Genomic DNA, 10298 nt, shown 5'->3' on the forward strand with positions numbered 1-10298 from the left:
GCTAAGCCTCTCATCGCTGATAATACTGCACCTTTCAGGTGTGGAAATGTAGGTCGCTGCCTAGTTGATCATTTTTACTTCTAATTTAATCTTTACTTCTTACAATTTCTTTTCAAAAATTTTATTTAACCAAATAACAGACTTTAGCTATGTTAGTTTAAACATATATTATTGACTTTTCTATATCCCATCTGTGCTCTAGGTAATGCATATTTGCTTCATATAATCTCTGTAAAAAAGATTCTCTTGTTACCTCTTTTGCACCTAAGCTCTTTAGATGCTCTGTTGGAACTTGACAATCTATAAAATCATATCCCCATAGTTTAAGATGTTTTACTAAAATTGCATAAGCAGACTTTGAGGCATCATTTTCAAGAGAGAACATGGACTCTCCACAAAAAACTTTTCCCACTACTATGCCGTATAATCCGCCAACGAGTTTGCCATTTTTATAGCTCTCTACGCTATGTGCTATGCCCATGTCGTGAAGCACGCTATAGGCTTCAATAATATCATCTTGAATCCAAGTTCCATTTTGATTTTCTCTTTTTACGTTTTTACACTGCTTCATTACTTCTACAAAGTTAGTATCAAATTTATATTCAAATTTTTTCATACTTTTTTTTAGTGATTTGCTTATTTTAAACTCATCTAACTCCATGATGAGTCTAGGGTTAGTTGACCACCATATTATAGGGTCGTTTTCGCTATACCAAGGAAATATTCCATTTTGATATGCACGTATTAGTCTAGATGGGTTTAAGTCGCCTCCCCATGCGACTATACCATCTTCGTTTGCACTGTTTGGGTTTGGAAAGAGCAAATCATATTTTTTTAATTTGGGTATATTCAAGCCAACTCTTTAAATTTTAAAATCAGCTTTTTATTAAACGAGACGTTAACACTCCCACCATTTTTTAGTTTTCCAAAAAGTATTTCATCGCTTAGTTTATTGGTAATATTATCTTGAATATATCTTTTTATCGGTCTTGCACCCATTTCAGGGGAGTAAGCACTCTGGGCTATAAACTCTACGGCCTTTGGAGATAGCGTTATAGTGATTTTTTTCTTTTTAAGGTCGTTGTTTAGCTCTAGTATGAACTTTTCTATAACTCCTTTGACAACTTCGTTGTTTAATTGAGAGAATTCTACAATTGCATCTAATCTATTTCTAAACTCAGGCGTAAAAAATAGTTTTAACTCCTCATTTTTAGAGAGTGAATCATCTTTGTTAAATCCCATTACGCTTCTGGATGTTGCACCAATGTTTGAAGTCATGATTAGAATTACGTTTTGAAAATTAGCTTTGTATCCATTATTGTCGGTAAGAGTTGCGTTGTCCATAATTTGAAGCAAAATATTTACCAAATCAGGATGAGCCTTTTCTATCTCATCAAGTAGCAAAACCGTATATGGATGTCTTTTTATCGCTTCTGTAAGCAAACCACCCTGCTCATAGCCGACATAACCCGGAGGAGAGCCTATTAATCTGCTTAGAGCATGTTTTTCCATATATTCGCTCATATCAAATCTCTCAAAATTTATGCCTAATGTTTGGCTAAGAGATAGCGCTAACTCTGTTTTTCCGACACCGGTTGGTCCAGAAAAAAGAAAAGAAGCAATCGGTTTATTTTGTGGAGTAAGACCTGCTTTAGAAATTTTTATTGCTTTTGCTACTTCCGCGACTGCTTTGTCTTGTCCGATTACTTTTTTTCGTAAATTCTCCTCTAAATTAGCAAGGGAGAGTGCCTCATCTTGCGTTACTTTGGAGTTAGATATACCCACTATTTTTGAGATAGTATTTTCTATATCCGATGAGCCTACAACTCTTTTTTTCTTGTTTTTAAGATGAAATGAGGCTGCCGTTTCATCTAGGAGGTCAATTGCCTTGTCGGGAAGAAACTTATCGGTAATGTATCTTTTTGAGAGATCAATTGCACTCTTAAGAGCTCTATCTGTGAACTTTACATTATGATGCTGCTCATACTTGCCCTTGAGTCCTTTTAAGATTTTATAAGTTGTTTTTATGGATGGCTCGTTAATGTCCACTTTTGAGAATCTTCTACTTAGTGCTTTATCTTTTTCAAACCCATTTCGATACTCTATAAATGTAGTAGCACCCATACATTTTAGTTCGCCTGATGCAAGGGCAGGTTTTAACTGGTTTGCCGCATCCATAGTTCCACCTGTTGCACCTGCTCCTATTAAAGTATGAATTTCATCTATAAATAAAATGGCATTTGGAGTTGATTTTAGTTCATCCATAACCCCTTTTAGACGTTTTTCAAAGTCACCTCTATACTTTGTACCGGCGAGCATAGCACCTAAATCAAGCGCATAAAGTTTGCTGTTTTGTATAATGTCAGGAACTTTTTTTGCCACTATATCTAGTGCCAACCCCTCTGCGATAGCAGTTTTTCCAACACCTGCCTCGCCGACTAAAATAGGATTATTTTTCTTTCTGCGGCACAAGATTTGAGTGACTCTTTGTATCTCATCTTCTCTGCCAATTACCGGGTCAATCTTCCCCTCTTTTGCTTTTTTAAGCAGATTAATACTATATTTATCCAGGTAAGACTCACTCTCTTTTAAACTCTCTTTTTCATTTGTATGCGAAATAATTTCCAAGATATCAAGTCTAGAAATTTGATACTCCTTCAATAACATGTAAGCAAAAGAGTTCACTTCATCATAGATAGCAACTAGCAAGTCGCCTATATCGGCACTCTGTTGTCCTGAGCCTTGAATATGCTTTATCATTCTATCGATAAGTCTTGATAGTGCAACGCTCTCAAAAGGCTCTTCATTTATATTTTGAGGTAGTGCATTTGTGTTTGAGTTAATATAATTTTTTATAAACTCTTTCATCTTTTGCACGTCACCGCCACAGGCAGATATTATTTTTGCACCCTCTACAGAGTTTAGAATCTGATAGAATACATGCTCAATAGTAATATACTCATGTCTTTGCTCTTTTGCATAAATAATAGATTTTTGAAAAACTTCATTTAATGTATAACTTATCATTACTCTTCCTCCATTTCGGCTCTTAGCGGAAATCCGCCATCTCTTGCCTTTTTATGAACCTGCATAACCTTGGTCTCTGCAATTTCATGAGTATAAACCCCACAAATGCCTCTATCTTTTTTATGAACTTCAAGCATTATAGCCTCTGCTTCTTCATAACTTTTGTGAAATATGCTCATCAGTACATCAATCACAAACTCCATAGAAGTATAGTCGTCATTTAAAATTAATACTTTATATTTTTTAGGATATTTAAGCGATATTTCGTTGATAGTTTCTAAATCTGTATTTGTTGACATATTTTTCCTATTTTTTAGTTTGCAGCAGCTAAGAAATCCTCAATTATATCTTGCGGATTCTCAAGCCCAATAGATACACGAATCAAGCCATCTGTTATTCCAAGAAATTTTCTTGTATCTTCATCAAATTCTCTGTAAATCGTAGAAGCCATATGTAAGGCGAGAGTTCTACTATCTCCGATATTTGCAGTGATGGTTGCTAATTTTGTTTTATTCAAAAATTGGTACGCTTTTTCTTTTGTACCCATATCTATAGTTAGGAGCGTTCCGCATCCATTTTTAAAGTCTCTTAAATATCTCTCATGATGTGGGTGTGTTTTTAAAGATGGATGATTTATATTTAATCCATTTTTACTCAACTCATTAGCTACCGTTGCTACGCTGCTTATGACTCTTTGCATTCTAAGCGGAAGTGTTTCAAGCCCTAGTAGTGTTAGATAGCTTGAGTTTGCATTGGCACTCATTCCAAAATCCCTCATCGCTCTTTTTTTGGCATTTACGACAAGTGCCATATTTGCCGCACCTTTTATAAACTTATGCACCTCTTGATACCTAGATGTTTTAAATTTATCCTCGCCATCATTAATGGCGCGAAAAACCGCACATCCACCAAGTGCAGCGGAGTTTCCACAGATGATTTTAGTAGTTGAATAAACAGCTATATCCGCACTAAGCGCTAAGGGTAAAACACTCATTGGAGTTATGGTGTTATCAACTATTAAAACGACTCCGGCATCGTTTGCAATTTGTGCTATTTTTTTAATGTCGGGAAGTCTCATATTTGGATTTCCGACACTCTCTAAAAATATGATTTTTGTATTTTTATTTATTGCGTTTTTTATATTTTGCAATTCATCTACATCAAAAAAGTGCGTTGTTATTCCAAAACGCGTTAATGTTTCTGTAAAGAGCGCATAAGTTCCACCAAAAAGACCGCCGATAGAGATGATTTCATCTCCAGATGCAGTAAGTGACATTATTGCTAGTGTAGTTGCACCCATCCCAGAGCTTGTCGCAACTGCACCTACTCCTCCATCCATCTTTGCCATAATGGTCTCTAATTTTGCAGTAGTTGGATTTCCCATTCTTGAGTAGAGCGGTTTTTTTATGCTACCATCAAAAATCCCTTCTGCAATTTCCGGAGTTGCATAGGCAAATGAAGCAGAGTTTACGATAGATGGACTTACTGCTGCATCTTTACTCCCGATACCTTGAACAAATTCGGTACAATACTCTTCAAACTGATTCATTTATATATGCCTTGTTAGTAATAAATGGATTATACCAAACTAGAGATAATTATGAGAAAAAGAATATTTATTACTGCTACAAACACAGATATAGGTAAGAGTTACGTAACCAAACTCCTTTTAAAAGAGTTTGCTTCTCGTGGTCTTAGCGTTGGGGTTATAAAACCCATAGAGACGGGTGTTGTAAATGGATATGCACAAGATGGAGAGGAGCTTTTAGAGTGTGTAAAAGAGCTTAATCCAAAGCTCTGGTCATTAGAGGTTGAGGATATTGTTCCTATAGTTTATGAGTTAGCAGCAGCTCCGTGTATAGCATCAAATAACACGCCCCTTGATTTAAAGAAGATTAAGAGAAAAATACAAGAGCTAGAAGCGCTATGTGATGTTCTACTTATTGAGGGTGCCGGTGGGCTTTATGTTCCGATTGATGAAGAGTACATGATGATTGATTTGATTTTGAAACTAGATGCGGTTGCACTTCTAGTTACGCACTGCTCCCTTGGCTGCATAAACGATACGCTTCTTAGTAAAAAAGCACTGCAGGAGAGAAATATTAAACATGCGGTGGCTTTTAACTGTAGAGAAGAGGATAAGAGTTTTTCGCAAATATCAGAACCATATTTTTTACAAAGAGGCTTTAGAGTCTTAAAAGTTTGTGATGATATTGATATTATATGTGATGTCTTGTATAATTTGTAAATTAAACTTCTTGTAAAGTTACAAGAAGTTCTTTGCCGCGCGATGCGGCAAGCTTTAGTGCCATAGCGGCTAGCGTAGCTAACTGGGTTCGAGTACCCTCCCTTTTGGGTATTGCTCAGTTAGCGTTCTAATTTGAAAAAAAGAGCGATATGAAACATTTAACTACAACAAGTGATTTTACAGCTAAAGAGATAGAGACAATATTGGACGATGCGAAGTTCTTTGCCCAAAATATCAAAAACGGTAACAAATTTGATAAAATTTTACAAGATAAGATTATCGTTACACTTTTTTTTGAAAACTCTACAAGAACAAGAAGCTCTTTTGAGATAGCTGCTAAAAGACTAGGAGCAGAGGTCATCCTCCTTGATGTAGCAAGCAGTTCAACAAAAAAAGGTGAAACACTTGTTGATACCGCTATGAATCTAGATGCTATGAGTCCAAATGCAATAATTGTCAGGCATCAAAACTCCGGGGTACCGAAAATTCTCTCAAACCATACAAAAGCTTCAATTATAAATGCGGGAGACGGAGCCCATGCTCATCCTACGCAAGCACTTTTAGACCTCTTTACGCTAAGAGAACATTTTGGTGATGTCAGGGGTAAGAAGATAGCAATTGTGGGGGATATAAAAAACTCTCGTGTTGCAAACTCAAATATTGAACTACTAGGTAGGTTCGGTATGGAGGTTATTTTAGTGGCACCACCGCAATTTCTCCCAAAAACAGAGCTAAAGAGCACACATTTTTTAAATGAGATTGTTGATGAAGTGGATGCTATCATGAGCCTTAGAACACAGACTGAGAGACACTCGTCTCAAACATACGCTTCTTTAAAAGATTATGCAAGCGATTTTTGCATAACAACCGAGTTGATTGGGGATAGAGATATTATATTACTTCATCCCGGTCCGGTTCATAGAAACATAGATATATGTGACGCGCTCTTAGCAGACAGAAGATGCAAAGTTTTAGAGCAGGTCTCAAACGGCGTAGCGATTAGAATGGCAGTACTTAAAAAACTTATTTATGACGTTTAATGATTTAAACTCTCTAGCAGCAGAGAGAAAGCCGTTTTTATTTATAACAGACTTTGGGGCAAAAAACTTAAAAGTCATCCCTCTTGATGAGCTTGAAGAGAGTGATGTTGAGTACTGTATGGAACAAAACAGCAATATAAAATCGCATGCGGATTTTTTAGATAAAAAGACTCTCTCGTTTGATGAGTATAAAAAAAAGTTTGATTTTGTCATAAAGAATATTAAATCCGGAAATACATATCTTTTAAACCTTACCCAACCTACAAAAATTAAAACAGAGTTGACGCTAAAAGAGATATTTAACTTTGCAAATGCGCACTATAAACTTAGGTACAAAGATGAGTTTGTCTGCTTTTCACCAGAGAAGTTTGTAACTATAAACGGCTCTAGAATCTCTACATTCCCTATGAAAGGGACGATTGATGCGTCAATACCCAATGCAAAAGAGCTTATACTAAATAACAAAAAAGAGATGGCTGAACATGTTATGGTGGTTGACCTCTTAAGAAACGACCTCTCTATAGTGGCAAAAGATGTAAAGGTTGAAGAGTTTAGATATATTACAAAGATAAAAGCCGGAGCAAAAGAGCTTCTTCATGTTAGCTCACATATAAGTGGAGACGTCGGGAGTAATTGGCATGCTAGGGTAGGAGATATTTTAAAAGCACTTCTTCCTGCAGGGAGTATAAGCGGTGCGCCTAAAAAAAGTACACTGGAGATAATTGAGCAGGTAGAAGGTTATGAGCGCGGATACTTTAGTGGAGTTTTTGGTGTTTATGACGGGCATACATTAGAGAGTGCAGTAATGATAAGATTTGTTGAAAAAACTCAAGATGGTTATATTTACAAGAGCGGCGGAGGCATAACTTTAGATAGTGATGCAAGAGAAGAGTACAATGAACTTTTAGATAAAGTTTATCTACCTTAGAGGAGGCAGTCGTAAATGTTTAAGCTGGATGGTTTTTTTACAAGCGGGTGGCATTTTGATGAATCACAGCAAGATCTTAAAAATAGATATCAGATGGTCAATATCGGTATTTTGCTCTCCGGAGGCGGATTAATATATGGAATCATGGGCAACTACATAAGAGATGTTGCCGGTTTTATACCCATAGAAGCAACTCTTTTATGTATGAATATAATGATATTTTTTGCTCTAAGAAAGTATCGCAATTTTTTTGAACTTTTTGCTACTACCATGACGCTTCAATATACATTTTTATTTCTATTTCTTATCTATGCGGGAGAGCCAAGTGATTTAAAACATCTTTGGATATTTACATACCCGATAATTCTTCTATATTTTCAAAAAGCAATACATGCCGCTTATTGGCTTCTTTTTATCCTTATTATGCTTATAATAGCACCTCTTCAAAACTTAATAGAGATAAAGTACAGCTTCTATCAAGTCACATATATCTCATTTGTACTAGTAGTAATTAGTATAATAATCTATTTTTATCAGAGAAAAATCGATGAGGCAAGATTTACTATTTTAGAGCAACAAAATATGCTACGTAATTTTAACTCTGAGCTTGAAAAACAGGTAAAAGATAAGACAGTGGAACTTAGGAAGTTAAATGAGTCACTTGAGATAAAAGTTGCGCAGAAGTTAGAAGAGCTAAGGAGTAAGGATCAGATACTAGAAGCTCAATCTAAACAGGCTGTAATGGGAGAGATGATAAGTATGATAGCACACCAATGGAGACAACCGCTCTCTACCATTACACTACAAATTGCAAACCTGCAGTTTAAGCAACTACTTGCAAAAGATAGGAGCAATGAGGATATCGATGCAGCACTAAGTAATATTAGCGACACAATAATTTACCTCTCTGATACTATTGATGATTTTCAAACCTATTTTCATCCAGATAAAGAGATGCAAAATATTGAGATTCATGATCTGCTTCAAAGAGCGCTTAATTTTGCAATCTCAAGAGTAAATGATAGAGGAATAAAAATATCAATCAACAAAAGTAGTGACATAGATGTAAAAACATATATAAACGAACTTGTTCAGGTCGTACTTAATATTTTAAATAATGCAATTGATGCACATAATGAGAAAAAAAGAGATAATCCCTTTATAAAATTAAATGCCAAAACCGTAGAAGAGAGAGTCTATATATACATAGAGGATAATGCAGGAGGGATAGATAGTAAACATATGATACACCTCTTTGAACCCTACTTCAGTACAAAAGGCAAGAACGGAACGGGTCTTGGTCTTTACATGAGTCAGATGATAATAGAGAAGCAGTTTGGCGGGGAGATTGATGTAGAGAGTTCAGAAAACGGAGCTACGTTTATTATAAAAATACCAAAGAATATTTCATAAAAATTCAAAAATAGCATTTTAAAGATTGTTTAAAACAAATTGAGAATTTTTGAGATATAATTTACTAAAACAAGATAAGGTTTGCAGATGTATTTAAAAGAGTTGAAGTTCTCTTTATGGGCTGATTTTATAGAGAGAGACTACTTAGACCATGAGTTTAAAGAGCTTATACAAAGTAAAATTATTAATGGAGCAACCTCTAACCCTGCAATATTTAAAAATGCAATACTAAGCTCAGGTGCATATAAAGAGCAACTATCAAAACTCGGCTCAATCTCTCCAAAAGAGAAATATGAGGCTTTGGCAATATATGATATACAAAAAGCAGCTGATATATTAAACCCTCTATATGAAAAAGGAGATGACGGCTATGTTAGCATAGAGGTTGACCCTTTTCTTTGTGATGATGCCAAGGCTACAATAGCAGAGGGGAAGAGGCTTTTTTCACAAATAAAACGTAAAAACGTCATGATAAAAGTTCCAGCCACACAGGCTGGCTATATCGCTATGAGAGAGCTTGCAAGCAGCGGGATTCCGGTAAATGCTACGCTAATATTTAAAAAAGAGCAAGCCATCTTGTGTGCTGAGGCGTTTAGAGATGCTGCGATAAAGTATGGAGCAAAAGTAGACAGTGTAATAAGCGTTTTTGTAAGCCGTATTGATAGGGCACTTGACGGGGAGTTGGCAAAAGCCGGAGTAGATGTAGCGCTTAGTGGAATCTATAACAGTGCAGATATCTATGCTAAAGTTCAAGAGATGGGAGTAGATGGCTGTAGAGTGCTCTTTGCAAGCACCGGAGTTAAAGATGATTTACTGCCACCGCACTACTATATAGAGAAGCTCTTGGCATATAACAGTGTTAATACGGCTCCCATAGATACAATAAAAGCATTTCATCTAAATGGAGTCAAAGAGAGCGCCTTGCCGATTCAACCCCAAGTTATAAAAGAGCATTTTGAGAAGATTAAGGCTCTGGGTATAGATTTTGATTCTGTATTGGATAAACAGATAGCTGATGGATTAAAATCTTTTAAAGATGCATTTAAAGATATATTGGAGTCGTTATGAGTGATAAAAAAAATGAAGTAGATATAAGTCAATTAACATTTGAGCAGATAAAAAAAATTAGAGCATATCTTAAAAAATTGATAGAAAACGGCGGAAGTGATTTGCATGTCAAATCAAACGGTGTAATCAGGGCAAGAATCAATGGAGCGATAATACCGTTTTCAGGAAGTATATTCTCATATGATGATGCAATGACTCTCTCAAAAGAGATACTTCGAGGCAGATATGCAGAGCTTGTTGAGAACAAAGAGGTCGATTTGGTTTACCAATTTGATGAGCGTAACCGTTTTCGTGTAAATATCTTCTTTCAAACGGATGGTCCATCATTTGTATTTCGTGTTATTCCTATGAATATTCCTACTATTGATGAGATGAAGTTTCCAGAGATAGTAAGAACTTTTACAAAAGAGTCACGCGGGCTTATCCTTGTTACAGGAACTACAGGTAGCGGTAAATCTACAACCCTTGCAGCCATGATACATGAGATAAACATAACACAAAAAAAGCATATTATAACTATTGAAGACCCTATTGAGTTTGTACATAAAGATAGAGGATGTATTATAAATCAGCG

The 10298-nt window shown here is 35.8% G+C and carries 10 protein-coding genes; 6 read left to right on the forward strand and 4 right to left on the reverse strand.

The window, feature by feature from the left end; translation table 11 throughout:
- Nucleotides 1–157: 157 nt before the first annotated feature.
- From aat to M0Q20_RS09965, 4 genes are read right to left on the reverse strand one after another with little or no spacing between them, the layout of a single operon-like run.
- Nucleotides 158–853 carry a leucyl/phenylalanyl-tRNA--protein transferase gene (aat, locus tag M0Q20_RS09950; protein ID WP_295061366.1) on the reverse strand — a complete coding sequence of 232 codons (696 nt, stop codon included), beginning with the start codon at nucleotides 851–853 and terminating at the stop codon, nucleotides 158–160.
- Complete coding sequence (clpA, locus tag M0Q20_RS09955) at nucleotides 850–3027, reverse strand: ATP-dependent Clp protease ATP-binding subunit ClpA (RefSeq protein WP_295061370.1); 2178 nt, start codon at nucleotides 3025–3027, stop codon at nucleotides 850–852. Before clpA ends, aat begins: the two co-directional genes overlap by 4 nt.
- Nucleotides 3027–3326: an ATP-dependent Clp protease adapter ClpS gene (gene clpS / locus M0Q20_RS09960; protein ID WP_295061373.1), complete on the reverse strand. Its 300-nt coding sequence runs from the start codon at nucleotides 3324–3326 to the stop codon at nucleotides 3027–3029. Before clpS ends, clpA begins: the two co-directional genes overlap by 1 nt.
- A gap of 14 nt (nucleotides 3327–3340) precedes the next feature.
- The gene (locus tag M0Q20_RS09965) at nucleotides 3341–4576 is read right to left on the reverse strand and encodes an aminotransferase class I/II-fold pyridoxal phosphate-dependent enzyme (protein WP_295061376.1); all 1236 of its coding nucleotides are present in this window, start codon (nucleotides 4574–4576) and stop codon (nucleotides 3341–3343) included.
- A 51-nt stretch (nucleotides 4577–4627) separates the two neighbouring features.
- Here M0Q20_RS09965 and bioD point away from each other — a divergent pair, with 51 nt between their 5' ends.
- The 6 genes from bioD to M0Q20_RS09995 all read left to right on the forward strand — a co-directional run.
- The gene (bioD, locus tag M0Q20_RS09970; protein WP_295061378.1) at nucleotides 4628–5275 is read left to right on the forward strand and encodes a dethiobiotin synthase; all 648 of its coding nucleotides are present in this window, start codon (nucleotides 4628–4630) and stop codon (nucleotides 5273–5275) included.
- Between the two features lie 149 nt (nucleotides 5276–5424).
- Nucleotides 5425–6315 carry an aspartate carbamoyltransferase catalytic subunit gene (locus M0Q20_RS09975; protein ID WP_295061381.1) on the forward strand — a complete coding sequence of 297 codons (891 nt, stop codon included), beginning with the start codon at nucleotides 5425–5427 and terminating at the stop codon, nucleotides 6313–6315.
- Entirely contained in the window at nucleotides 6305–7243 is a 939-nt protein-coding gene (locus M0Q20_RS09980; RefSeq protein ID WP_295061384.1) for an aminodeoxychorismate synthase component I, read from the forward strand. Before M0Q20_RS09975 ends, M0Q20_RS09980 begins: the two co-directional genes overlap by 11 nt.
- A 15-nt stretch (nucleotides 7244–7258) precedes the next feature.
- Entirely contained in the window at nucleotides 7259–8656 is a 1398-nt protein-coding gene (locus tag M0Q20_RS09985) for an ATP-binding protein (protein WP_295061387.1), read from the forward strand.
- An 87-nt stretch (nucleotides 8657–8743) separates the two neighbouring features.
- A complete protein-coding gene (locus M0Q20_RS09990) occupies nucleotides 8744–9724 on the forward strand; it encodes a transaldolase (protein ID WP_295061390.1) in 981 nt (326 codons plus the stop codon).
- The coding region (locus tag M0Q20_RS09995; protein ID WP_295061393.1) for an ATPase, T2SS/T4P/T4SS family at nucleotides 9721–10298 on the forward strand (578 nt) is incomplete at its 3' end. The genes M0Q20_RS09990 and M0Q20_RS09995, both read left to right, overlap by 4 nt.

Source organism: Sulfurimonas sp. (assembly GCF_023229025.1).
In the GTDB taxonomy this organism is placed as follows: Bacteria; Campylobacterota; Campylobacteria; order Campylobacterales; family Sulfurimonadaceae; genus Sulfurimonas.

Bases quoted from the DNA above. Each gene is read 5' to 3' on its own strand.
- clpA (WP_295061370.1), bottom strand. From the start codon at position 3,027: ATGATAAGTTATACATTAAATGAAGTTTTTCAAAAATCTATTATTTAT.
- clpS (WP_295061373.1), bottom strand. From the start codon at position 3,326: ATGTCAACAAATACAGATTTAGAAACTATCAACGAAATATCGCTTAAA.
- M0Q20_RS09965 (WP_295061376.1), bottom strand. From the start codon at position 4,576: ATGAATCAGTTTGAAGAGTATTGTACCGAATTTGTTCAAGGTATCGGG.
- bioD (WP_295061378.1), top strand. From the start codon at position 4,628: ATGAGAAAAAGAATATTTATTACTGCTACAAACACAGATATAGGTAAG.
- M0Q20_RS09975 (WP_295061381.1), top strand. From the start codon at position 5,425: ATGAAACATTTAACTACAACAAGTGATTTTACAGCTAAAGAGATAGAG.
- M0Q20_RS09980 (WP_295061384.1), top strand. From the start codon at position 6,305: ATGACGTTTAATGATTTAAACTCTCTAGCAGCAGAGAGAAAGCCGTTT.
- M0Q20_RS09985 (WP_295061387.1), top strand. From the start codon at position 7,259: ATGTTTAAGCTGGATGGTTTTTTTACAAGCGGGTGGCATTTTGATGAA.
- M0Q20_RS09990 (WP_295061390.1), top strand. From the start codon at position 8,744: ATGTATTTAAAAGAGTTGAAGTTCTCTTTATGGGCTGATTTTATAGAG.